29 protein-coding genes are annotated in these 22,882 nt (G+C 67.0%); 10 read left to right on the forward strand and 19 right to left on the reverse strand.

The window, feature by feature from the left end; genetic code table 11:
* Positions 1–85: 85 nt before the first annotated feature.
* Together G6N43_RS30865 and G6N43_RS09920 are read right to left on the reverse strand one after the other, a co-directional pair.
* On the reverse strand, positions 86–217 hold the full coding sequence (locus G6N43_RS30865; protein ID WP_110810410.1) for a hypothetical protein: 132 nt from the start codon (positions 215–217) through the stop codon (positions 86–88).
* A gap of 99 nt (positions 218–316) precedes the next feature.
* Positions 317–856: a DoxX family protein gene (locus G6N43_RS09920; protein WP_083152439.1), complete on the reverse strand. Its 540-nt coding sequence runs from the start codon at positions 854–856 to the stop codon at positions 317–319.
* Between the two features lie 159 nt (positions 857–1,015).
* Here G6N43_RS09920 and G6N43_RS09925 point away from each other — a divergent pair, with 159 nt between their 5' ends.
* From G6N43_RS09925 to G6N43_RS09935, 3 genes are read left to right on the forward strand one after another with little or no spacing between them, the layout of a single operon-like run.
* A complete protein-coding gene (locus tag G6N43_RS09925; protein ID WP_083152436.1) occupies positions 1,016–3,271 on the forward strand; it encodes an MMPL family transporter in 2,256 nt (751 codons plus the stop codon).
* Positions 3,268–3,945 carry a TetR/AcrR family transcriptional regulator gene (locus G6N43_RS09930; protein WP_083152434.1) on the forward strand — a complete coding sequence of 226 codons (678 nt, stop codon included), beginning with the start codon at positions 3,268–3,270 and terminating at the stop codon, positions 3,943–3,945. Before G6N43_RS09925 ends, G6N43_RS09930 begins: the two co-directional genes overlap by 4 nt.
* Positions 3,929–4,561 (forward strand): class I SAM-dependent methyltransferase, encoded by a 633-nt coding sequence (locus tag G6N43_RS09935; protein WP_083152431.1) that lies wholly within the window; start codon positions 3,929–3,931, stop codon positions 4,559–4,561. The genes G6N43_RS09930 and G6N43_RS09935 overlap by 17 nt, the downstream gene beginning before the upstream one ends.
* Positions 4,562–4,621: 60 nt before the next feature.
* Here G6N43_RS09935 and G6N43_RS09940 read toward each other — a convergent pair whose 3' ends face one another.
* Both G6N43_RS09940 and G6N43_RS09945 read right to left on the reverse strand, forming a co-directional pair.
* Entirely contained in the window at positions 4,622–5,476 is an 855-nt protein-coding gene (locus G6N43_RS09940) for a type IV toxin-antitoxin system AbiEi family antitoxin domain-containing protein (RefSeq protein ID WP_110810405.1), read from the reverse strand.
* Between the two features lie 101 nt (positions 5,477–5,577).
* The gene (locus G6N43_RS09945) at positions 5,578–6,291 is read right to left on the reverse strand and encodes an NAD-dependent deacylase (protein WP_083152428.1); all 714 of its coding nucleotides are present in this window, start codon (positions 6,289–6,291) and stop codon (positions 5,578–5,580) included.
* A 35-nt stretch (positions 6,292–6,326) separates the two neighbouring features.
* Between G6N43_RS09945 and G6N43_RS09950 the strand changes: the two genes are divergently transcribed.
* Entirely contained in the window at positions 6,327–6,692 is a 366-nt protein-coding gene (locus G6N43_RS09950) for an Rv1152 family transcriptional regulator (RefSeq protein WP_083152425.1), read from the forward strand.
* Here the strand turns inward: G6N43_RS09950 and G6N43_RS09955 are convergent.
* From G6N43_RS09955 to G6N43_RS09965, 3 genes are all read right to left on the reverse strand, one after another.
* On the reverse strand, positions 6,689–7,465 hold the full coding sequence (locus G6N43_RS09955) for a class I SAM-dependent methyltransferase (protein ID WP_179968031.1): 777 nt from the start codon (positions 7,463–7,465) through the stop codon (positions 6,689–6,691). The genes G6N43_RS09950 and G6N43_RS09955 overlap by 4 nt on opposite strands.
* Positions 7,466–7,545: 80 nt before the next feature.
* On the reverse strand, positions 7,546–8,067 hold the full coding sequence (locus G6N43_RS09960) for a DUF1697 domain-containing protein (RefSeq protein WP_083152421.1): 522 nt from the start codon (positions 8,065–8,067) through the stop codon (positions 7,546–7,548).
* A gap of 9 nt (positions 8,068–8,076) precedes the next feature.
* Positions 8,077–8,895, reverse strand: coding sequence for a class I SAM-dependent methyltransferase (locus tag G6N43_RS09965; RefSeq protein WP_083152418.1), 819 nt, complete (start codon positions 8,893–8,895; stop codon positions 8,077–8,079).
* Positions 8,896–8,926: 31 nt separating this feature from the next.
* Between G6N43_RS09965 and G6N43_RS09970 the strand changes: the two genes are divergently transcribed.
* Together G6N43_RS09970 and G6N43_RS09975 are read left to right on the forward strand one after the other, a co-directional pair.
* On the forward strand, positions 8,927–9,370 hold the full coding sequence (locus tag G6N43_RS09970) for a PPOX class F420-dependent oxidoreductase (protein WP_083152415.1): 444 nt from the start codon (positions 8,927–8,929) through the stop codon (positions 9,368–9,370).
* A gap of 40 nt (positions 9,371–9,410) precedes the next feature.
* A complete protein-coding gene (locus tag G6N43_RS09975; protein ID WP_110810404.1) occupies positions 9,411–9,578 on the forward strand; it encodes a DUF5302 domain-containing protein in 168 nt (55 codons plus the stop codon).
* A gap of 1 nt (position 9,579) precedes the next feature.
* Here the strand turns inward: G6N43_RS09975 and G6N43_RS09980 are convergent, their stop codons facing one another.
* From G6N43_RS09980 to G6N43_RS10010, 7 genes are all read right to left on the reverse strand, one after another.
* The gene (locus G6N43_RS09980) at positions 9,580–10,734 is read right to left on the reverse strand and encodes an MFS transporter (protein WP_083152496.1); all 1,155 of its coding nucleotides are present in this window, start codon (positions 10,732–10,734) and stop codon (positions 9,580–9,582) included.
* A gap of 160 nt (positions 10,735–10,894) precedes the next feature.
* On the reverse strand, positions 10,895–12,559 hold the full coding sequence (locus G6N43_RS09985; protein ID WP_110810403.1) for a monocarboxylic acid transporter: 1,665 nt from the start codon (positions 12,557–12,559) through the stop codon (positions 10,895–10,897).
* Positions 12,556–12,891 (reverse strand): DUF485 domain-containing protein, encoded by a 336-nt coding sequence (locus G6N43_RS09990; protein ID WP_083152413.1) that lies wholly within the window; start codon positions 12,889–12,891, stop codon positions 12,556–12,558. Before G6N43_RS09990 ends, G6N43_RS09985 begins: the two co-directional genes overlap by 4 nt.
* 158 nt (positions 12,892–13,049) lie before the next feature.
* A complete protein-coding gene (locus G6N43_RS09995) occupies positions 13,050–14,789 on the reverse strand; it encodes a sodium/solute symporter (protein ID WP_083152410.1) in 1,740 nt (579 codons plus the stop codon).
* Positions 14,786–15,160 carry a hypothetical protein gene (locus G6N43_RS10000; protein ID WP_083152407.1) on the reverse strand — a complete coding sequence of 125 codons (375 nt, stop codon included), beginning with the start codon at positions 15,158–15,160 and terminating at the stop codon, positions 14,786–14,788. The genes G6N43_RS09995 and G6N43_RS10000 overlap by 4 nt, the downstream gene beginning before the upstream one ends.
* On the reverse strand, positions 15,153–15,914 hold the full coding sequence (locus G6N43_RS10005; RefSeq protein WP_083152404.1) for a LytR/AlgR family response regulator transcription factor: 762 nt from the start codon (positions 15,912–15,914) through the stop codon (positions 15,153–15,155). Before G6N43_RS10005 ends, G6N43_RS10000 begins: the two co-directional genes overlap by 8 nt.
* Positions 15,911–17,122 (reverse strand): sensor histidine kinase, encoded by a 1,212-nt coding sequence (locus tag G6N43_RS10010; RefSeq protein ID WP_083152401.1) that lies wholly within the window; start codon positions 17,120–17,122, stop codon positions 15,911–15,913. Before G6N43_RS10010 ends, G6N43_RS10005 begins: the two co-directional genes overlap by 4 nt.
* Positions 17,123–17,186: 64 nt before the next feature.
* Between G6N43_RS10010 and G6N43_RS10015 the strand changes: the two genes are divergently transcribed.
* Positions 17,187–17,765, forward strand: coding sequence for an HhH-GPD-type base excision DNA repair protein (locus tag G6N43_RS10015; protein WP_083152398.1), 579 nt, complete (start codon positions 17,187–17,189; stop codon positions 17,763–17,765).
* A gap of 17 nt (positions 17,766–17,782) precedes the next feature.
* Here the strand turns inward: G6N43_RS10015 and G6N43_RS10020 are convergent, their stop codons facing one another.
* Both G6N43_RS10020 and G6N43_RS10025 read right to left on the reverse strand, forming a co-directional pair.
* Positions 17,783–18,169 (reverse strand): recombinase family protein, encoded by a 387-nt coding sequence (locus G6N43_RS10020; RefSeq protein ID WP_083152395.1) that lies wholly within the window; start codon positions 18,167–18,169, stop codon positions 17,783–17,785.
* A 107-nt stretch (positions 18,170–18,276) separates the two neighbouring features.
* Positions 18,277–18,939 carry a nitroreductase family protein gene (locus G6N43_RS10025; RefSeq protein ID WP_083152392.1) on the reverse strand — a complete coding sequence of 221 codons (663 nt, stop codon included), beginning with the start codon at positions 18,937–18,939 and terminating at the stop codon, positions 18,277–18,279.
* Positions 18,940–18,972: 33 nt separating this feature from the next.
* Between G6N43_RS10025 and G6N43_RS10030 the strand changes: the two genes are divergently transcribed.
* Positions 18,973–19,119, forward strand: coding sequence for a DUF1059 domain-containing protein (locus tag G6N43_RS10030; protein WP_083152389.1), 147 nt, complete (start codon positions 18,973–18,975; stop codon positions 19,117–19,119).
* A gap of 71 nt (positions 19,120–19,190) precedes the next feature.
* Here G6N43_RS10030 and G6N43_RS10035 read toward each other — a convergent pair whose 3' ends face one another.
* Both G6N43_RS10035 and G6N43_RS10040 read right to left on the reverse strand, forming a co-directional pair.
* Complete coding sequence (locus tag G6N43_RS10035) at positions 19,191–20,216, reverse strand: Rv1157c family protein (protein ID WP_083152386.1); 1,026 nt, start codon at positions 20,214–20,216, stop codon at positions 19,191–19,193.
* 54 nt (positions 20,217–20,270) lie between these two features.
* On the reverse strand, positions 20,271–20,828 hold the full coding sequence (locus G6N43_RS10040) for a hypothetical protein (RefSeq protein WP_083152383.1): 558 nt from the start codon (positions 20,826–20,828) through the stop codon (positions 20,271–20,273).
* A 139-nt stretch (positions 20,829–20,967) separates the two neighbouring features.
* Between G6N43_RS10040 and G6N43_RS10045 the strand changes: the two genes are divergently transcribed.
* Positions 20,968–22,161, forward strand: a complete 1,194-nt coding sequence (locus G6N43_RS10045) for a mannosyltransferase (RefSeq protein WP_083152381.1) — start codon at positions 20,968–20,970, stop codon at positions 22,159–22,161.
* On the opposite strand, the gene G6N43_RS10050 is transcribed toward G6N43_RS10045, so the two are convergent.
* Entirely contained in the window at positions 22,142–22,423 is a 282-nt protein-coding gene (locus G6N43_RS10050; RefSeq protein WP_083152378.1) for a 4a-hydroxytetrahydrobiopterin dehydratase, read from the reverse strand. The two genes, G6N43_RS10045 and G6N43_RS10050, sit on opposite strands and share 20 nt — an antisense overlap.
* 27 nt (positions 22,424–22,450) lie before the next feature.
* Here G6N43_RS10050 and G6N43_RS10055 point away from each other — a divergent pair, with 27 nt between their 5' ends.
* Entirely contained in the window at positions 22,451–22,840 is a 390-nt protein-coding gene (locus G6N43_RS10055; protein ID WP_083152375.1) for a (deoxy)nucleoside triphosphate pyrophosphohydrolase, read from the forward strand.
* Positions 22,841–22,882: the final 42 nt, after the last annotated feature.

Here is a 22,882-nt window from a genome sequence, read left to right on the forward strand (position 1 = left end):
TCAGAAAACAGGAATCAACGAGTAGGGGCCCCGGCACGGGGCAGACCGTCACGGAAGAACGCGCACCCGCTGGGTGCGCGTTCTTTCATACCGCGGTGGGCAGTGGGTGCTCGTCGTCGAGCTGCTCCGAGGTATCGCCCTCTACCAGGAAATCACCGTGGTAGAGCGCCTCGAAGTCAACCTTGATGACATCAGCACTGGTGTCGTCGATCCACATGTACTGAACAGTAACCATCGCCATTAAGGAATCTTTGAGTCACGATTCGGAAAACAGTGGCAATTCTTACTCCGAAGTAGGGTCAGGGACCGCTGGGTCTTATGTGGTTGGCGAGCTGAAGTGGATCGGGTTTGTCCCGTTCAGCAACAGCCACGTCAGGACCGCCGCGGCGATCGCGATGATCAGCACCCCAATCGCGAGCCGCGCCGACCACACCGTCCGGCCGAAGATGCGGGCGTCGAGCGACAGCGCCCCCGCGCCGGTGAACAGCAGCGTCGTCGCTCCCAGCGCGATCAGAAAAGGTGCGTTGAACGGGTCGTACCAGACGGCCGCGGCCGAGACGTTCACCGCCCACGCGTCGACCATCGCCGCAACGACGGCGCACGCCGCCAGTGGAGTCAGCACGCCCAGCAGCAGTCCGATCCCGCCGAGCGTCTCGGCCACCGTCACCATCAGGGCGGAAAGCGTCGGCGGCTGCCATCCGCCCGCCTCCATGAAGCCCGTGGTGGTGCTGAAGTCGAACGCCTTTCGCAGGCCGGCGTACACCGTGGACGCACCTAGCCCTATCCGCAGGATCAACAGGCCGACGTCGGTCAGCGTGGTCGTCGAAGTGGTCGAGTCGGCGGTCGAGGTTGTCATGCAGCAATAGACCCGCGGCGTCCCTGAATCTCATCGCGGCGGCGATTGAACGCCTGGGCGGTCCGTTCCGTGGCTAAGGGCAGGACCTTGCCACACTAAGTTATCGCTGATAAGTTACCGACGATATCCAACGATGGATCTCTTGGGGGAGGACGCGACGTGCTGCACCGCATCGCACTGTCGGCGATCACCGCGCCGAGGCGCATCGTGGCCACCGCCGCGCTGGTCATGGTGGCCTGCGGGATCTTCGGCATCCCCGTCGCCAAGAGCCTGTCCGCCGGCGGCTTTCAGGACCCGACGTCCGAATCGACGCGGGCGACGCAGCTGCTGGTCGACAAGTTCGGTCAGGGCGACATGGAGCTCGTCATCAGCGTCACCGATCCCAACGGAGCGCAGAGTCCCACCGCCCGCGCCGTCGCCACCGACATCATCACGGCGCTGCAGGAATCGCCGGGCGTCGCGCAGCTGACCTCGGCGTGGACCGCGCCGCCATCGGCCGCACCCGCGCTCGTGAGCAAGGACGGCAAGACCGGACTGATAGTCGCTGGTCTCACCGGCGGGGAGACTGGTGCCCAGAAGCACGCCAAGGAACTCACCGGGCGGCTCGTCCACGACCGCGACGGCGTGACGGTGCGTGCGGGCGGTGAGGCGATGATCTACGTGCAGATCAACGCGCAGACCGAAAAAGACCTGCTGGCGATGGAAGCCATCGCCATCCCGCTGAGCTTCCTTGCGTTGGTCTGGGTGTTCGGCGGCGTGCTGGCCGCAGCGTTGCCCCTTGCGATCGGCGGGTTCGCAATCCTCGGATCGATGGCGGTTCTGCGCGCCGTCACATTTGTCACCGACGTGTCGATCTTCGCGATGAACCTCACCATCGCAATGGGTTTGGCGCTCGCCATCGACTACTCGCTGCTGATCATCAGCAGGTACCGCGAGGAGCTCGCCGAGGGGGCGGACCGGGACCGGGCGCTGATCCGCACGATGACGACCGCTGGGCGGACGGTGCTGTTCTCGGCGCTGACCGTCGCGTTGTCGATGGTGGCGATGGTGCTGTTCCCGATGTACTTCCTCAAATCGTTCGCCTACGCGGGAATCGCGGTGGTGACCTTCGCGGCGGCCGCCGCGATCGTGGTGGCACCCGCGGCGATCGTGCTGCTGGGTGACCGGCTGGACGCGCTGGACACCCGACGGCTGTTCCGCCGGCTGCTCCGCCGACCCGAACCCGTGCGCAAGCCCGTCGAGCAAACGTTCTGGTACCGCAGCACGAAATTCGTTATGCGCCGGTCGATTCCAATTACCGTAGCCATCGTCGCGCTGCTTCTTCTCCTCGGCGCGCCGTTCCTCGGTATCAAATGGGGTTTCCCCGATGATCGGGTGCTGCCGCAATCCGCGTCGGCGCGCGAGGTCGGTGACGATCTGCGCAGCGGCTTCGCCGTCGACTCGTCGACCAATGTCACCGTCGTCCTACCCGATACCGCGGGGGTGGCACCGGCAGAACTGGATCGCTACGCCGCGGCGTTGTCACAGGTGGTCGACGTGTCATCGGTGTCCGCTCCGGGCGGTGCGTTCGTCGACGGCCGACTGGTGGGCCCGCCCGCCGATGCGACCGCAATGAAAGACGGCAGCGCCTTTTTGACGATCGGCAGCACCGCGCCGCTGTTCACCGACGCGTCCAACGCCCAGCTCGATGCGATACACGCCGTGGGCGCTCCGGACGGAAAACCTGTGCTCGTCACGGGGGTGGCGCAGATCAATCGCGAGAGCTCGGAAGCGGTCACCTCGCGGCTGCCCCTGGTTCTCGGAGTGATCGCGGGTATCACATTCGTGCTGCTGTTCCTGCTCACCGGCAGCGTGGTGCTGCCACTCAAGGCGTTGGTGCTCAACGTGTTATCGCTGACTGCTGCGTTCGGCGCACTGGTCTGGATCTTCCAGGACGGGCATCTGGGTGCGCTGGGCACCACTCCTACCGGGACGCTGGTCGCGAACATGCCGGTGCTGTTGTTCTGCATCGCTTTCGGGCTGTCGATGGACTACGAGGTGTTCCTGGTGTCGCGGATCCGCGAGTTCTGGTTGAAGTCCCGGCAGACCCGCGCGGACAACGCCGAGAGCGTGGCACTCGGACTGGCGAGGACGGGACGCGTCGTCACCGCGGCGGCACTGCTGATGTCGATCTCGTTCGCCGCGCTGATCGCCGCGCAGGTGTCCTTCATGAAAATGATGGGTGTCGGTATGACACTTGCCATCATCGCCGATGCCACACTTGTGCGTATGGCGTTGGTCCCCGCATTCATGCACATGCTCGGGCGGTGGAACTGGTGGGCGCCCAAGCCCCTGGCCAAGTTGCACGAGCGGATCGGGTTCAGCGAATCGGCCGACGATCCCGCGCGGGCCGCCGAAACCGTCACGTCCCGATGAAGCGACGACGCGCGCCTCGCGGGTCGGGTGAGCAACTCCGCGACGAGATCCTGGACGCGACTACGGAACTGCTGCTGGAAACCGGTCACGCCAAGAATGTGTCCATCCGGTCGGTGGCACAGCGGGTCGGAGTGACCCCACCCTCGATCTATCTGCATTTCACGGACAAGGACGCCCTGCTGGACGCGGTGTGCGCACGGTATTTCGAGAAGCTCGACGAGGAGATGCAGGCCGCCGCCGCCAGTCATTCCTCGGCCATCGACGCGTTGCGTGCGCAGGGGCTGGCGTATGTTCGCTTCGCGGTGAAAACCCCTGAGCTGTATCGGATCGCCACGATGGGGGAGGGTCGGCCGGGGTCCGACGTGGACATGGTGCTGAACACGTCGGCGTTCGTCCACATCCGCAACACGGTGGCGACGCTGATGGCCGAAGGCGTCCTGCCGGAAGGCGATTCGACCACCATCGCGCTCGAGCTGTGGACTGCTGCGCACGGGGTGGCGGCGATGTTCATCTCGCGGCCATACTTGCCGTGGGGGGAGACCGAGGAGTTCGCCGACCGTGTATTGCAAGCCGTCGTCGTGGGAGAGATGGTGGGCGGCGCGATCGGTCCCGCGACCGCCCCGCAAGATGCCGTAGCCCAGTTGAAGGGACTGCTGAATGCCCGAAACGGTTGACAACCCGTTCTTCGCCCGCTTGTGGACGGTGATGTCCGCCCACGAGACCGAGGCCATCCGTCGGCTGCGGCGGCAGAACCTGGCGGGACTGTCCGGTCGCGTGCTCGAGGTGGGTGCGGGGACGGGAACCAACTTTGAGTTCTACCCAGACACCGTGACGGAAGTCGTTGCCGTGGAGCCCGAGCGACGGCTGGCTGAAATTGCGCAGCACGCGGCCGCCGCGGCACCGGTGCCCGTCACCGTCAGCACCGATACGGTGGAGCAGTACCTGGCGTCCGGTAGTGAGCTGTTCGATGCGGTGGTGTGCTCGCTCGTGTTGTGCTCGGTCGAGGATCCCGATCGTGTTCTGCGGGAGCTGCATTCGCTGTTGAAACCGGGCGGCGAGCTGCGCTATCTGGAGCACATCGCCAGCCGCGGTTGGCGCGCACGCGTGCAGAAGTTCGCCGACAAGACGTTCTGGCCGCGGCTGCTGGGCAACTGCCACACCCATCGTCATACGGAGAAGAGCATCATCGGCGCCGGGTTCGCGGTGTCGCAGGCGCGGCGCGAGTGGACGATGCCCGCGTGGCTGCCGCTGCCGGTGGCCGAGTTCGCGATCGGCCGAGCGGTCAAATAACTGCGATTTGTGTGCATCGAGGAGCGGTGAGCGCTCCTAAACGCACACAAATCGCTGGAATTAGCCGAGTGCGTGCTTGATTTCGACGATGACTCGCTCCGGGTATTCGGTGAGGTCCAGCCACGTGAAGCGCAGCACTTTCCACCCTCGCAGCGTGATGAGGTTCTGCCGTTGACGGTCGGCGACGAACACGTCGGCGTCGCTGTGAAATGCCAAGCCGTCGACCTCGATGGCCACCTTCAGTTTGGGAAATGCGATGTCAACGACGAAGCCGCCGACCGGATAATTCGCGCGCCAGCCTGTAATGCGATTTCGCTGAAGGAGTTTCACGAGCAGTCGTTCGGCTTCGGAGCGTGCACCGTTCGACGCTGCCTGGAGCAGTCGCCGTGCGGCTGGAGATCCGTGTCGTCCCTTGTTGCTCAGGTGCGCGCGCCACAGTTCGCGCAGATCGACGTGGCGCTGAAGCGCCGCATCCATAAGTGCGGCCCCGCCGCGCATTCGAACGGCGGCTTCGACGACCGTCAAGGCCAATTCGGTGACCCGCAAGCCGTTTCGCTCGACGACATCGGTTGGCTCCAAGTCGCGGCGACGCATGCGGACGCCGTCGCGGCGGGGGTGATGGCTCGTCTTGGGCACGGTGACTTCGACGATTTCGGGCGCGAACTTGGTCAAGCCCTGCCACCACGCCGCCGCCAATCCGCTGGCCGCAGCTTGGAGTCCGTAACCCCAGACCGCAGCTCTCACCCGCGCGGCGTCGGTGAAGGGGCGGTCGTCTGCGAAGTACACGCCGGGGTAGCAGCGCCGCCAATCGCCGGTTCGCACACGTCGGTTGACCGCGTGCCTGCTCAAGCCGGCACGCCGTGCCTGTTCGAGCGTGATGACCCCGTCATGCTGGCGTAGATAGTCGGCGACCACGCAAGGGGTTGACGCCGCCGACCCCCAATCGGTTCCATTCCCGGCGATTTGTGTGCATCGAGGAGCGGTGAGCGCTCCTAAACGCACACAAATCGCTGGGGTTAGCCGAGGAGGGCGGGCAATCGCTGCAGCAGTCCGGGCAAGGCCCCTGCGGCAGTCTCACGCAGCGACACCGTCGCGCTGGCCGACAGCGGCGTGGGTTCCGGGTTCACCTCGATAACCACGGTGCCGTTGGCCACGGCCATCTCGGCGAGGCCCGCGGCCGGATAGACGATCGACGACGTGCCGACCACGATCACGATGTCGGCCCCCGCGACGGCCTGAACCGATCGCTGCCACGCGTCGTCGGGCAGCGACTCCCCGAACCACACGACATTTGGCCGGATCATCCCGCCGCACGCGCACCGGGGCGGGTCGACCGTCTCGACCGGTTCGGTCATCTCAGGCAATTCGCCGGTATAGGCGGCTTGGCAACGATCGCAACGGAATTCGAACAGGCTGCCGTGCAGGTGGTAGACGTTCTTGCTGCCTGCCCGCTCATGCAGATTGTCGACGTTCTGCGTGACGACGTGCACGTCGGCGTAGTCCTGCCAGGCCGCGACGGCACGGTGGCCGTTGTTGGGCGCGACCGAGCCCATCATGTAGTGGCGCCACAGATACCAGGCCCACACCCGTTCGGGGTGCGCCCGCCAGCCTTCCGAGCTGGATATCTCGTAGGGGTCCACCTTGGCCCACAGCCCGGTTTCGGCGTCGCGGAACGTCGGGACACCGCTCTCCGCCGAGATGCCCGCACCGCTGAGGACCGCTATTTGCACATGACCAAAGTAGCCGCTTAAGCGATACTGAGCACGTGACCAAGTTGGGGGATTGGGTGAACATCGACCACCGGACGTCTGGCCCCCTGTTTGATCAACTCAGAACGCAGATAATCGACGGTGTGCGCGGCGGCCGGCTGCCCCCGGGCGCCCGGTTGCCGACGGTCCGCGAGCTTGCCGGCCAACTCGGCCTGGCGGTCAACACGGTGGCCCGTGCCTACCGCGAGCTCGAGGCGGCCGGTGTCCTCGAAACCCGTGGCCGCTTCGGCACTTTCGTCGCCCGCGTCGATCCCGCCGATTCGGCAATGGCCACCGCGGCCAACACCTACGTCGCAGCGGCCAAGGCGCTGGGCATCGGCAAGGCCGAAGCGCTGCGCTACGTCGAAGCCGCGTTCGGCTAACCGAACTCCAGCAGCGTCGTCAGCGGCCGCACCGAATCGAACAGCGGAACACGCTGCACTGCCCACGAGATGGTGTTGAACGCTTTGCCGCGCCCAGGCGGCAGCGGCAGATCGTGCACCGCCCTGATGCCGGGCACCTCGTTGACGAGGTTTGCCAGCTGCGAGGGCGTCATGCTGAACGGCATCGGGGGCACCCGGTAGCGCAGCGACGGTCGCAGCACCCCGCTGGTGATCGCCTTGGCGAACCAGGCAGGCGGCAGGTCGAACATCATGCGACCGCCTGGAAAGCGCTCCGCGCACGCGGCGATCAGCCTCAGGGCCTCGTCGGGCTGCAGATACATCAGCAGGCCCTCGGCGGTGATGAACACCCCGTCATCGGTGGCCACCCGGTCCATCCAACTGAAGTCGAGCGCCGACTGAGCACACATCGCGATCCGGTCCGACGGCGGCAGTAGCTTGCGGCGCAACTCGACCATGGGTGGGAGATCGACGGTGAGCCAACGGAATTCATGACCGACATCGGACGCATCGAGACGATAGAAGCTGGTTTGCAGACCCTCGGCCAGCGCCACCACGGTGGCCCGCGGATGGTCGGCGAGATAACGGCGTGTCTCGGCGTCGAAGGCGCGCGAACGGACCGCCATGTCCTGACGACGGCTCACGCCGAACTTCGCCCACGGGAAATCGATGGCCTCCACGAGTTTGATCGCCATCGGATCGTCGATGATCGAGTCCGGCCTGCTCGCCTCGGTCGCGCGCACCTTCAACGTCATCAGGGCCGTCTCGGACACCCCGGTCAGGATCGCGCCGTCAACCTTTGCGGTCGAATCGATAGTCACACGGCCGAATGTACCTACCGCAGCACCTTCTCGACGGTGCGCAGGTTGCGGGTGGTCGTCGACGACTTGTACCGCTTCTTGCCCATCGTCTTGCCGATCGTCGTGTCCAGCGTGCCCTTTTTGGGCACCTGCCAGTAGATGACCCCCTCGCCGCGCTGGATCTTCTCGTCGGGCCCGGCATCCTTGCCGAGCGCCGCGAGTTCGTCCAGCACATCGGGATCGGTGACAAAGGTGATGTAGGAGTGGCGTCCCTCGACCTCGCGTTCGAACGGGTACCCCTCGGAGATCGTCCGCACGGTGTCCATGTCGTACGCCAGCACCCACGCGTCGTAGCCGAACGCGTCGCGCAACGTCTGCGCGGCCTTCTTCCGGACCGTGTCCACCCCGGAACGGCTGTCCAGCACCACGTTGCCGCTGGCCAAAATCGTTTTCACGTTGGTGAACCCGGCGTCTTCGAATGCCTTGGCCACGTCAGCCATCTTCAGGTTGACGCCACCGACATTGACGCCGCGAAGAAATGCGGCATATCTGGTCACAATTCGAGCCTAGAACTCCAGCAGCGTGATGCTGGGGCGATGCCGGCGCACGAAGCCGAGGCGATCCAGGGTCGGCCTGGCCGCCAACTTGAACAGGCCCCGACCCCGCGGCAGGGCGATGTCGCGAGCGGCGCGCACGCCGGGGATGCGGCCGGCCAGGGCGAGGCCTTCGTCGGCGGAAAGCGCGAACGGCATCGGTGGGGCGATATAGCGGTCGGAGAGCTGCATCCCCTTTAGCGTGCGCCGGGAGAACCAGTGGGGGATGGAGTCGAACATCATCTGGCCGCCGGGAAAGCGGGCCGCGCAGTCGCGGATCAGACCCAGCGCATCCCCCGGCTCGAGGTACATCAGCAGCCCTTCGGCGGTGATGAACACCCCGTGCGAGGCGTCGACGCGGTCCATCCAGCTCAGATCGAGCACCGTCTGGGCCACCGGCACGATCCGGTCGTCCTTGGGTAGGAGCTGCCGGCGCAGCGCCATCACGGGTGGAAGATCGACTGAGTACCAGGTCAATTCGTCGGCCACGCCGGTGCGGTCCAGCCGCCAGAAGCTGGTCTGCAGGCCCTCGGCCAGCGCCACCACCGAAGCTCGCGGATGGGCGGTCAGGTATGCGCTCGCGGTGGCATCGAAGGCGACGGCCCGCAGCGCATGCGACTGGTTGGGCTTCCCGAACTTCAGGTAGTCGTAGGAGATCGCGTCGAACAGGGTGACCGCCCGCGGGTCGCGGATCACCCCGTCGGAGCGCTTGGCTTCGCTGGCGCGGTTGTGCAGTGTCCACAGCGTGGTGGCAGAGACGCTCTCGAGAGTATTGCCGTCGATCGCGGTCATTCGCCCGATGGTAGAGACGTAGGCTGCAGACATGGCACGTCACGTTTTCGACGACAAGCTGTTGGCCTTGATCGGCGGAAACTCGCTCGGCGTCCTGGCCACGATCAAGAGTGACGGCCGGCCGCAACTGTCGAACGTGCGGTATTACTTCGATCCGCGCAATCTGACGATTCAGGTATCGATCACCGAGCCCCGGGCCAAGACGCGCAACCTGCGGCGCGACCCGCGGGCATCGATTCACGTCAGCTCGGACGACGGCTGGGCGTATGCGGTCGCCGAAGGGGTCGCCGAACTCACCCCGCCTGCGGCGTCGCCGCATGACGACACCGTCGAGGGGCTGATTGCGTTGTACCGCAATATCGCCGGTGAGCATCCCGACTGGGACGACTACCGGCAGTCGATGGTCGACGACAGGCGGGTGCTGATGACGATGCCGATCTCGCACGTCTACGGCATGCCGCCGGGCAAGCGGTAAAGCAGGCGACTTGCCTGCGGCAACGCGTTAGGCTGCGGTCATGCCTGATGCACCGGAAGACGACACCAAACGCAAGTTCCGGGAAGCGCTGGAGCGGAAGAAGGCCAAGTCGGCGGGCGGCGCTGACCACAAGGACAAGGGCGCCAAGCAGCCGCGGGCGCACGGACCGGTCGAGAATCGCCGCGAGTTCCGACGCAAGAGCGGCTAGGTCACCGCAAGCTCGTAGCCACCAGTTCGGCCGATGCACGCCGAGATTCGCGGGCCTCCCGCACCAGGATCGCCACCAGGCAGATGCCCGCGAGAATCGCCACCGCGACGGCGAAACTGACTCCTGCCGTACGCAGTCCCCAGGCGCGCGCGGCGAGCCCCTCCCCGACGACCGGCAGCGAGATGGCCACGTACGCGACGACGAAGTAGGTCGAGCTCACCTCGGCCCGGCGCTGTGCGGGTGTGCGTTCGACGACCGCGGCCAGTCCCCGGCTGAAGCTGATGCCCTGGCCGACACCGGAAACGACGGCCGCGGCGACCAGTCCGGCCAGCGACGAGAATTGAAGTGCGACAGCCAAAATGATCATACCGGCAGCGAGGATCGCGCAGCCGATCGCCACGGCGCGCTGCGGCACCATGTTGCGAGCGGCCAGTTGCGCGACGGCGGACGCCGCGAAGATCGAGCAGGCGATCACCCCGGCGACCGCGTTGTTGTCTATGCCGACGACGTCGGCCAAAAACGACGGAGCGACGGCGGTGAACAGGCCCGTCACCGCGAAGCCTGCGAATGCCGCAAGGCCGGCGATCACGAACACCGAGCGCACCTCGACGGGTACGGAGAGCCGCTGCACGCCGATAGAGCCTGAGCGTTGTGAGGTCTCGGGCACCATCAGCACCGCGAGGCCGGCCAGCACTGTCAGCGCGATGTGCACGACAAAGCTCAGGTGCAGTGGTGCGGGCGCGTACTGAACCAGGATTCCTGCGAGCAGCGGACCGATGCCCAGCCCGCCGATGTTCACGACGGTCGCGACTGCGGCGGCCTTGGTGCGCCAGCTGGGCGGTGCCGCCTCGATCACGGCCGCGGTGGCCGTCCCGGTGAAGATCCCCGCCGACAGGCCGGACAGGACGCGCCCCACCAGGAGCACGCCCACCGAATCGGCGACCAGGAAAACCGCGGCCGAGGCCAGGGCGGCGGCGACGCCCGCCAGCAACATCGGCCGTCTGCCGATCGCGTCGGACCACCGGCCGAACACCAGGAGCGCGAAGAGCACCCCGCCCGCGTACGTCGCATAGATGACCGTGGTGGTGAGCACCGCGAACTGCAGGTTCTCGCCATAAAGCGCGTACATCGGCGTCGGCAACGTCGTGCCGACCATGATCGCGGCGAAGGCGTAGGCCAGCAGCGGGAAAGCCAGGCGTTGCGAGGTCACGCTAGAGAGTAGCGGTCGGGGGCTGCCGGGTTATTCCGCGAAGCTGGATCCCAGCAGGGAGTTGTGAGGCGTTTCCCTGCTGGAATCCAGTTTCGGCGGGGGAGCGTCAGTGGCTGACGGCTTTCTCGGCGCCGACTCCGGTCAGGCAGCGCACCTCGAACTCGGCGGCGATCGCCGGATCGCCACGGTCGGGCGAGCTCAGCGTGCCGACGATGCCCAGGATGAACGCCAGCGGGATCGACACGATGCCGGGGTTGGCGAGCGGGAACCAGGCGAAGTCGACGTTAGGCAACATCGCGGTCTTCGCGCCGGACACCGCGGGCGAGAAGATGATCAGCACGATCGTCGAGATGAGGCCGCCGTACATGCTCCACAGCGCACCGCGGGTGTTGAACCGCGGCCAGTACAGCGAGTACAGGATGGTCGGCAGGTTGGCCGCGGCGGCGACCGCGAACGCCAGCGCAACGAGGAACGCGATGTTCTGTTCCGCGGCGAGGATGCCCAGGCCGATGGCGAGGATGCCGAGCACCACCACGGTGATGCGCGAAACCCGCACCTGCTCGCTCTCGCTCACTGTGCCTTTTTCATGGGCACTTCGCACTACACTCGCATAGATGTCGTGTGCGAATGACGTTGCGGCCGTGAGGGTTAAGCCAGCGACCACCGCGAGGATGGTCGCGAACGCGACGGCCGATATGATGCCGAGCAGAACCACGCCACCGAGCTGGAATGCCAGCAGCGGCGCCGCGGCGTTCTGCCCGCCAGGTGCGGCGAGAATCGCGTCGGGCCCGACCAGCGCGGCGGCACCGTAGCCGAGCGCCAGGGTGAACAGGTAGAACGCGCCGATGAGCACGATCGCCCAGACCACGGATTTGCGGGCCTCCTTGGCGGTCGGCACCGTGTAGAACCGCATCAACACGTGCGGCAGGCCCGCCGTGCCGAGCACCAGCGCCAGGGCCAGCGAGATGAAGTTGACCTGCGAGGTCAGTGACGCGCCGTACTGCGCACCCGGTGCCAGCACGTCGCGGCTGGCGACGGCCTCGTTCGTCGACTGCGAGACCGCGGACTGCGCCGCACCGAGAATCTCGGAGAAGTTCAACCCGAACTTGGCCAGCACCCAGACCGTCATCATGGCCGCGCCGCCGATCAGCAGCACCGCCTTGATGATCTGCACCCAGGTCGTTCCCTTCATGCCACCGATCAGCACGTAGACGATCATCAGCACGCCGACGACGGCGATGACCAGCGCCTGACCGATATCACTGGTGACGTTCAGCAACAGCGCGACCAGGCCGCCGGCACCCGCCATCTGCGCCAGCAGGTAGAACAGGCACACGGCAAGAGTGGTGGTGGCAGCCGCGAGCCGCACCGGCCGCTGCTTGAGCCGGAAGCTCAGCACGTCGGCCATCGTGAATTTGCCTGCGTTGCGCAGCAACTCGGCGACCAACAGCAATGCGACCAGCCAGGCCACCAGGAAGCCGATGGAATACAGGAATCCGTCGTAGCCGTACACCGCAATGGCGCCCGCGATGCCGAGGAAGCTGGCCGCGGACAGATAGTCGCCGGAGATCGCGATGCCGTTCTGCGGCCCGGTGAAAGATCTACCCGCAGTGAAGAACTCGGCGGCGGTGGCGTTCTTCTTGCTGGCTCGGATCACGATGAACAGCGTGACGGCGACGAAGAGTCCGAAGATCCCGATGTTGGCGACGGGGTTGCCGACGATCGTGCCCTCGGCGGCGAGGATGCTCACCGTATTGAAGCTGTCGGTCATGCCGCACCGCCTTCGAGCTCATTCCGGATCGCCGCGGCGCGCGGGTCGAGTTCACGGTTGGCGAACCGGACGTAGAGCGCGGTGATGAGGAAGGTCGACGCGAACTGGCCCAGGCCGATCACGATGCCGACGTTGATGTTGCCCCACACCCTGGTGGCCATGAAGTCATGGGCGAACGCCCCGAGCAGAACGTAGATCGTGTACCAGAGCAGGAACAGCCCGCTCATGGGGAACACGAAGCGACGCAATCTGCTTCGTAATTCTTGGAATTCGGGACTGGCCTGAACGGCCAGGTACTCCTGACCGCTGACGGCGGTTTCGGTGGTCGGCATCGTGGGCTCCTGAACGTCGATGTGAAGCGGCTCAACTGCCGAACCTAGATGAGATGCAGGTCACATACCCAGAGCTAGCGGCGCTGACACGGTGAAGCCCGCAGGCGGTGCGGTGAGCGGTCGGTCGGTGACGACGAACGGTGGCCGCTCAGTCCCTGTCAGCCTCGTGGCACGCGTTCGACGCCCATGCCGAGCCGTTCCGGCACGTGCATACGGGCGAAGATCCGCGCGATATCCGCCGGTGCCGAGGCGCGGGTGAGCCGACTGACCAGGATCATCGTCGCGAACGCCAGCGGGACGGTGATCGCGGCGGGGTAACCGATCATGACTGCGGGCCACCCGCCGAGGACGTCGTCGTCGATTCCGCCGGCCACCGCAACCGTCACCGCGGTGCCGGCCAGCACGCCGCCGACCACCAGCCCGCACGCAGCGCCCCATGCGGTCAGACCTCGCCACCAGATGCCAAGCACCAGCAGCGGGCACAGCGTCGACGCGGCGACGGCGAACGCCAGTCCCACACTGCGCGACAGCTCCAGCCCGCCGGTGGTGGCCAGCGACAGCGGGATCGGGATGAGCCCGCCCACCACCGCAGCGACCCGGAAGTCGCGGACCCGGCCGCGCAACACATCGGTGGCCAACGCACCGGCGACGCTGACCAACAGCCCGGACGACGTCGACAGGAACGCCGCGATGGCCCCGGCGGCGACAAGCGCGGCGAGCAGTTGGCCGACGGCTCCGCCGATCGCACTCGACGGCGCGAGAAGGACCGCGGCGTCGGCGTTGCCCGTGATCAGGACCCGTGGCACGTACAGCCGTGAGAACACGCCGAGCAGGGTCGGGAACAGATAGAACAGCGACAGCAGGGCGATGACCGCAAGCGCGGTCCGTCGGGCGGCGCGGCCGTCGGGGTTGGTGTAGAAGCGGACCAGCACATGCGGTAAACCCATGGTGCCCAGGAACGTTGCGACGATGATCGACAGCACTTGGTAGAGCGGATGACCACCGCCGAGACCGCCGCCGGACGCGATCCAGTCGGCACCGCTGCTCGGGGTGCCGGCCACCACCGGCGTTGCCGCGCCCGCCGCGAGCGTCAGCGTGGTGCCCGCGTCGAGCGTATGGTCGCCCGGTGCCGGGATCGGTTGGGCGTCAACGCGTGTGCCGTCGAGCACGCCGGTCACCGTGATACCGGCGGGCTTGGCGACGTGCACCACCACGTCGGTTTCGATTGCGACGGTCGTGTCCTGGGTGGCCGTCGGGGGCAGCGGACCGCCGAGTTCGCCACGGTCGGCGACGAAGAGGGCGAGCAACGCCAGCGCGGGTATCGCGATCGCGGTCAGCTTCAACCAGTACTGGAACGCCTGGACGAAGGTGATCGACCGCATACCGCCCGCGACCACGTTGGAGATGACGATGGTGCCGACCACCAGTGGCCCCACCCAAACCGGCAGACCCAGAAGCGCTTTCAGCGCCAGGCCGGCGCCCTGGTACTGCGGCACCAGGTAGTAGATGCACACCACCACGACGACGAGCATGGTGACCTTGCGCAGTCGCGCCGAGCGCAGTCGGAACTCCGCGAAATCGGGCACCGTGTAGGCACCCGAGCGGCGCAGCGGCGCGGCGACGAACAGCAGCAGTCCGAGGTAGCCCGCCGTGAAGCCGACCGGGTACCACAGCGCGTCGGCGCCGTACTTGGCGATCAGCCCGGCGACCCCGAGAAACGATGCGGCCGAGAGGTATTCACCCGAGATTGCCGCGGCGTTCCACTGCGGCCCGACGGTTCGGGAGGCGACGAGGAAGTCGGACGTGGTGCGGGAGAACCGAACTCCGTACACGCCGATCGAGACGGTGGCAATCACCGCGAGCAGTAGCGCCGCAGCGGTCAGTGGTGAGCCGGTCATGGTTCGCTGTCGACGACGCCGACGAAGTCGCGCTCCGCCTGCTCGGCCAATCGCACGTAAAGCCGCCCCACCCCATAGAAGAACGGGTAGACCAGCACGGCGAGCACGAGCCAGTTGAGCCGGATGCCGATGACCGTGATGGCGGCGAGATCCGGAAAAGCCGTGTTGAGCAACGCAATCGCGACGACGGCACACACCACCACCACGGCGAGCCGCAGCGCCAGGCCGAGTTGGGCCCGCACCAGGCCGCGCACCAGCGCATCGCCGACGAGGGTCTGCTCCTGAACTTCCACGCGGGTGCGCACCATGCGGGCACCGCGACGGTGGGCCAGCACGACGCGTTCGCGTTGGGGTTTCTCGTTGCTAGTCATCGGGTTTCAGATTCCGCATCGGGTCGCGAATCACACGGTCACGCAGTTCGCGGACCTGGCGTCGGCTGACCGGAAGTTCGACCGCGGGGGAGGCGCCGTTGGCGCGCAGGCGCACCAGGACCCCGCCGGCGTTGCTGCGCAAGCCTGTGACCATGCGCAGCGCCACCAGATAGGAGCGGTGCACGCGTTGGAAACCCTTGTCCCGCCAACGGTTTTCGAGGGTACTCAGCGGGATACGCACCAGGTGGGATCCCGATACGGAGTGCAGTCGGGCGTAGTCGCCCTCGGCTTCCACCCAACCGATGGTGTCGCGCGGCACCAGGTGCGTGACGCCGCCGAGTTCGGCGGGGATCACGTCGTCGTCGGGTTTCTCGGGTTCGGTGGCCGTCCTCGTCGTCACCCGTCGCACCGCCTCGTCCAGGCGGTCCTGGCGGATCGGCTTGAGCAGGTAGTCCAGCGCACCGACATCGAACGCGGCGACGGCCTTGTCGTCGTGCGCCGTGACGAACACGATGGCGGGCCGCTGCGAGAAGTTGGCCAGCACACCGGCGAGTTCGATCCCGGACAGGCCGGGCATGTTGATGTCGAGGAAGATCGCGTCGATGGGCCCCTGATTGAGTTCGCGCAGCGCAGAGGTGGCGTCACCGGCGCGCAACACCTTGCCGATATCGGCGTGCTTCTCCAGGAGGTAGGCCAGCTCGTCGAGCGCGGGCGCCTCGTCGTCGACCGCGAGCACTGTCAAGGCCTTGGTCATGACGCGTCCAACCCGAATGCTCCTCCGCCGGCCCGCACGCCCGAGCGGAACTTGGGTACCCGCATCACGACCTTGGTGCCTGCGCCGATTGCCGTTTCGACCACCAGACCGTAATCGTTGCCGAACGCCGCGCGCAGCCGATGGTCGACATTCGTCAGCCCGACGTGTGCGGAGTCCTTCTGGTCATCGGCGAGGGCATCGCCCGGTCCGGAGCGCAAGATCTCAGGGTCCATGCCGATGCCGTTGTCCTCGACGGTGATGACGCAGTCCGAACCCTCGTCGCGGGCGATGATCTCGATCTCGCCGCTGGCCCGTCCGGCGAAGCCGTGTCGCACCGCGTTCTCGACCAACGGCTGCAGCGCAAGGAACGGTACGACGACGTTGAGCACCTCCGGCGCGACCTGAAGCCTGACCTTGAGGGCCTCACCGAAGCGCGCACGCTCCAGCGTGAGATATCGGTCGATGTTGCGCAGTTCCTCGGCGAGTGTCGTGTACTGCCCGGCGGCGCGGAACGAGTAGCGGGTGAAGTCCGCGAACTCGAGGATGAGCTCGCGTGCGCGGTCCGGGTCGGTGCGCACGAACGACGCAATCGTGTTGAGCGCGTTGTAGATGAAGTGCGGGCTGATCTGGGCGCGCAGGGCCAGCACCTCGGCGCGGTCTAGACGGGCGCGCGACGCGTCGAGCTCCGCCAGCTCGATCTGGCTGGCGGCGTAGCGGGCCACCTCGCCGACGGCGCCGAGCAGCCCCGGTGCGGGGGAGCGCGTGGTCACCACGACGAGGACGCCCAGTGCGTCACCGCCCTCGGCGAGCAGCGGTTGCGCAAGGACGGTCGAGTTCTCGGCGTGGGTGAGGACCCGTCGCTCCCCGGAGATCGACTCGCCCGCGGCGCGCTCGCAGGCGTCGAGCACCGACCGGGTCCACAGCGTCTCGTCGGGCGGGTCCGACGCCAGCAGCCGGCCGTCGACGTCGAAGACAGCCACGCCCTCGGTGCCGGTGAGACCGCGCAGGAAGGGGACCGCGGTGCCCGCGGAGTCGGTGTCCAGGCCCTGGCGCAATGCGCGGGCGGCCAGCGAGGCGGTGTACAGCGCGGCGTGCACGCCACGCTCGGTGGGGGTGGCGACGACGCGGCGCGTGCGCACGGTGATGACCGCGGCCGCCACAGCGGCCAGAACCAGGATCGCCAGTACGATCGCGAGCTCGCCGGACATCTCACCTCACCAGGTGGTCGCACGGGCCACGCCCGTGGCGCTGTCGCCACCTTAAACTGGCCACGTGGCGAAACTGCAGCTAGTTCAAGATCCCGCGGCCGATGCTCTGCTCGAGTCCAATCCATTCGCGCTGCTGGTCGGCATGACTCTGGATCAGCAGTATCCGATGGAGCATGCCTTCGCGGGGCCGAAGAAGATCGCCGACCGGATGGGCGGCTTCGACGTCCGTGAGATCGCCGAGTGCGACCCCGACGAGTTTGCCGCGCTCTGTTCGAAAACGCCTGCGATACATCGCTTCCCGGGGTCGATGGCCAAGAAGATCCAGGCCATCGCGCAGCTGATCGTCGACCAGTACGACGGGCAGACGGCGGGGCTGTGGACCGCAGGCGATCCGGACGGGGCCGAGGTTTTGCGTCGCATCAAGGCGCTGCCCGGGTTCGGCGAGCAGAAGGCCAAGATCTTCCTCGCGCTGCTGGGCAAGCAGTACGGCGTGACGCCTACCGGGTGGCGTAAGGCGGCGGGCGATTACGGCAAGGCAGGGTCGTTCCTGTCGGTGGCCGACGTCGTCGATCCCGGCTCGCTCGAGAAGGTGCGCAACTACAAGAAGCAGGCCAAGGCGGCGGCGAAGGCGGCCAAGGCTTAGCGCGTATCGCGCCGAGCCTAGTGAGATCCGCGGTCGTGCTGCAGGTCGAGCTGAGCCAGGCTGCGCAGGACGCTCGCCACGACATGCCCGGTCGACGTGCCGGTGTCCAACCCCTCGCGCAACGCCCGCAGCCGTAGTCCACGATCGGTGAGGTCGGCGATCGTCCGGGTCACCTCGGTCGTCGAGCGGCCCAGGCGGTCGAGCGCGACGACGATGACCGTGTCGCCCGATCGCGCGTAGCTCAGCATCGCGTGCAGACCGGCGCGCGCCCGGTCGGCGGATTCGGACAGCCTGTCGGTGAACACGCGCCGCGGGTCGACGCCCTCGGCGCCGAGCGCTGCGAGCTGATCGTCGAGGTTCTGTTCGACGGAACTCGCGGTGGCATAACCCAGCGTGCAGGTCATGAGTTCAAGGTCCCACGGCCGCCGCGAATCCGGAAGAGTTGCGACGCCATCGAGTCTGGCTAACTGCCGATCTGTTATCGAACGTCGACCTACCGGCCGAAACCGCATCACCCAGCCGTGAACGGCTCACCATCGAAGCGCTCGCGGGTGGCGATCTCGGAGACCGGCTTACGAGTCAGCTTGCGGACCTGCTTCACCGGCTTGCCGATCGGCAGCAACGCCGCGATCGCGTAGTCCTCGGGAATGCCGAGCAGCTCCTTGACGCGAGGCTCCTCGGCCACGGTGACCGTCGCGAGTGCACCGCCGAGTCCTTCGTTGCGCGCGGCCAACAGGACGTTCCACACGAAGGGATACACCGAGGCGCCGGCGATCAGTCCGATCCGGTCGAGGTGCTGGTCAAACGCTGCGCACACATTGAGGTCGACACAGATCAGGAGGACGGCGCCGCAGTACATGAACGGCAGATACGGGCCGGCCGCCGTGGCGGCGACCTCCTCCGGCGTTACCTTCATCGGCTTCGTCGGGTTCCACGGGTATTCGCCGTTCTTGACTTGCGCCGTGTAGCGACGCGCTCCCGTCACGCTGAGGTCGGCCAGTGCCTTGCGGGTCTTGTCGTCGCGGATCACGATCACGTGGGTCCCCTGACGGTTGCCGCCGGTGGGTGCGAACCGCGCGTTGTCGAGGATGCGTTCGAGCACGTCGTCGGGCACTGGGTCGTCGGTGAATCGGCGGACGGCACCCGTGGTGCGCATGACGTCATAAAGCTCCATGCCTCACATCATCGGCTGTGGGAAGCTATTGACATGAAGACACACCTGAATTGCCCCTGTGGCGAGGCGATCACCGGTGAGAACGAGGACGATCTCGTGGAGAAGGCCCAGGCTCACCTGTCCGAGGTGCACCCCGGTCGCGACTACGACCGGGACGCCATCCTCTTCATGGCCTACTGACCACACGCCGAATGCACGGTTGTTGAACAAAAACCTCGAGTAGAGGTGTCAACAACCATGCACTCGATGTGTCAGGGAACGACCGTCGACCCGATCGTCGGCATGAACTGACACTGCTTCTCGGTCGTGGTGACCTGGCCGAAGATCGTCGAGATGATGCTGCCCGAGCCGGTGTCGGCGATCGCCACAAGCGTCGTCGGCCCCTGCGGGTTGATGTCCGCGCGCGGCGTCAGCGTTGCGCTGCCCGACTTACCCGTCGTCAGGTTCACCCAGGTGACATTCAGCGGCAGCTTCTGCTCGGCGGCGGGTCCGGGCGTGCCGATCGCGGTGAACACGTAGGCGGTCTGGCCCGGGCCGGGGCCGGGTGTCGGGATCTTGGCGGGGCCGGCCACCGAAATCGCTGTGGCGAGCACGTTTCCGCCGTCCTTGAGACACCCGTTGCTGATCGACGGATACAGGAAGTCCTGTGTCGTCGGGGCGTCCGGACCGAAATCGGGACCACCGGGTGCGGCTGCCGGGGCGGCAGCAGCCGGGTCGGCCGGAGCGGGCGCAGGGGCCGGAACAGGGGCCGCGGCCTCCGGCGCGGGCGCCGGGACCGGCACGGCGGCCTCCGGTGCGGGGGCAGGCGCCTCCGGAACAGGCGCGGCTAGGGGCGCCGCGTCGGGGACAGCGGCCGCCTCAGGCGCGGGCGCCTCCTCGGGTGCGGGTCCGACGACGTGCGCGGGGTTGATGCCCGCGGGCAGGTGCGCCTCGGTGCCGGGCACCGCACCCGGAGCCGGAGTGTGCGCGACGAACTGGTTGACGGCCGTCGCGACATTCCGGGAGGCGGGCGGTGCAGCGGCATCGCCTGCGAACACCGCCGCAGCGGCCATCAGTGTGGATGCGGCGTTGGTCGGGTCAGCCGCGGCCTGCTGGATGACGGGCGCCAGGTTCTGCACCGCAGGCAGGCCTGGGGCCATCAGCCCGTCGATGGGCAGCGGTGGCGCAGGCGGCGCCGCAGGTTCTGCGTTGGCGACACCGGTCACGCCGCCGAACAGCAGCGTGACCGATGCGCCGATCGTGACGGCAGCGGTGGCGAACATCGTCCTGGTTGACATGACTCCCCCAAAGAGTGGTTGTAGTGGTCTTTTCGGTCGATGTCGCCGCTACCGTCAGGGCAGTGCCGACAACGGCAGGATCAGCGGTGCCGCAGGAGCAGCGGCGGCGGGTGCAGCAGCAGCTGGTACGGCGGCCGCGGCAGGGGCGGCTGCATTGGTGGCCGCGTTCGTGGCCGCGGGCAGCAGGCCGGCCAACGGTGTGCCGGCGGGCAGCAGCGAGGCGAGGCTGGTCGGGATCGCCGCCACCTCCGGCAGGATGTTCGCCGGGCCGGTCGCCGGAGCCGTCGGGGTGCTGACGACCGAATTGGCCGGCAACGCGGCAGGAGGCTGCGGGAGGGTGACCGACGCGGTCGCGGTCGGCGGAGGCGTCGCCGGTGTCGCCGCCGCCGGTGAGGCCGCGGTGTTCAGCAGGGACGTGAAGCCCTGCACGAGCTGCGTCGCGGTGGCCGGATTGGTGGCCAGCTGCTGGATGAACGGAAGGCCCGGCACGCCGGGGGTCGGGGCAGGGGCCGCAGGCTGGGCGGCGGCAGTGCCGCTCAGCGCAACCGCGGCCGTCACGGCTCCCGCAGCGGCAATCATCGTGGTCGCGAACAGTTTTCCGGTGCTATGCATGGTTCTCCCATTCAGGTTGGTCGGCACGCCTTCGCCTGAAGCTACGGAGTTACTGGTGTTACTCAAGTGACACGTGTGGCGTTTATGCAACCGTTACGGATGCGACTGTGAACGGTGACCGGTCGATAGAGTCGTACGGATAAACACGCCTACCGCTACCCCGACCGCTACGCGGGCGTCGTCCCGACTGGCCGCCGCGGCGCCGATCCTCTTGGTGATCAGCGTCCTCGCCCGGCTGGCGTGGACGTACCTCGTGCCCAACGGGGCCAACTTCGTCGACCTGCACGTGTACGTCGGCGGAGCGGGCATGCTCGACGAGCCGGGCTCGCTCTATGACTACGTCTACGCCGACCAGACGCCGGACTTCCCGCTGCCGTTCACGTATCCGCCGTTCGCGGCCATCGTGTTCTACCCGCTTCACCTGTTGCCGTTCGGGCTCATCGCGTTCCTATGGCAGCTCGGCATCATCGCGGCGCTGTACGGGGTCGTGCGGATGAGTCAGCGCCTGCTGGGCGTGGGCGATCACCGGACCGCGATGCTGTGGACGGCCGTCGGCATCTGGATCGAACCCCTGCGCAGCACCTTCGACTACGGGCAGATCAACGTGCTGTTGGTGCTGGCGGTGCTCTACGCGGTGTACAGCACGCGATGGTGGGTGTCAGGGCTACTCGTCGGACTGGCCGCCGGGGTGAAGCTGACGCCGGCGGCCTCGGGGCTGTACTTCGTCGGTGCGCGGCGGTGGGCCGCCGTCGCGTTCTCGGCGGTCGTGTTCTTCGGCACGGTGGGGCTCTCGTGGTTGATCATCGGCGACGAAACCCGTTACTACTTCACCGAATTGCTGGGTGACGCCTCGCGGGTGGGGCCCGTCGGCACGTCGTTCAACCAGTCCTGGCGCGGTGGCATCTCACGGATCCTCGGGCACGACGCGGGCTATGGGCCGCTGGTGCTGGCCGGTATCGCGGTGACGGCGGTGCTGGCGGTGCTGGCGTGGCGGGCGATCGGTGGCGCGTCGGATCGGTTGGGCGCCATCGTCGTCGTGCAGCTGTTCGCTCTGCTGCTCTCGCCGATTTCGTGGACGCACCACTGGGTGTGGCTGATCCCGCTGATGATCTGGTTGCTGCACGGGCCGCTGCGAGAGCGCCTCGGCGCACGCATTCTGGGCTGGGGGTGGCTGGCGCTGACCCTGATCGGCGTGCCGTGGCTGCTCAGCTTCGCGCAGCCGACGATCTGGGTGATGCCCCGGCCCTGGTACCTGGCCTGGGCCGGGTTGATCTACATCGTCGCGACACTGGCGACGCTGGCGTGGATCGCGGCTACCCGACGATCGCGTTGATCTCTTTCGCCATCTCGACGTCCTTGTCGGTGATACCACCCTCGGAGTGCGTCACCAACGCAAAAGTCACTGTCCGCCAACGGATGTCGATATCAGGATGGTGGTCCTTCTCCTCGGCCTTCTCGGCGACGCGCCGCACCGCATCGATTCCGTCGAGAAAGGATCCGAATTTGATCGACCGGCGTAGCGCCCCGTCGGAGCGCTCCCATCCGTCGAGGTCGGGCAGTGCGGCGTCTACTTGTTCGTCCGTTAACACAGCCATGGTTTCGACGGTATACCGTCGCCGGTGATGCCAAGCCAGATCGTCGTCGCGGGTGCACTGATCGCGGGCAACGCGTTGTTGGTCGCACAGCGCGCACACCCGCCCGCACTCGCCGGACTGTGGGAACTGCCCGGAGGCAAGGTCGCGGCCGGCGAAAGTGACGAGTCAGCGCTGGCCCGTGAACTCAAGGAGGAACTCGGCGTCGACGTGACCGTCGGTGCGCGTATCGGCGTCGACGTCGCGCTCAACACCACCACCGCGCTGCGCGCCTACCGGGTCACTCAGACCGGCGGCGAACTCCATCCCAACGATCACCGCGCGCTGCGCTGGATCACCGCCGACGAACTCGACGACCTCGATTGGGTTCCCGCCGACCGCACCTGGCTCGCGGAGCTTCGACAGGCCCTCACGGTCTAAGGCTCAACACGGCGCCAATCCGGCCAGCTCACACTATTGTTC

Source organism: Mycolicibacterium moriokaense, assembly GCF_010726085.1.
Lineage (GTDB): Bacteria > Actinomycetota > Actinomycetes > Mycobacteriales > Mycobacteriaceae > Mycobacterium > Mycobacterium moriokaense.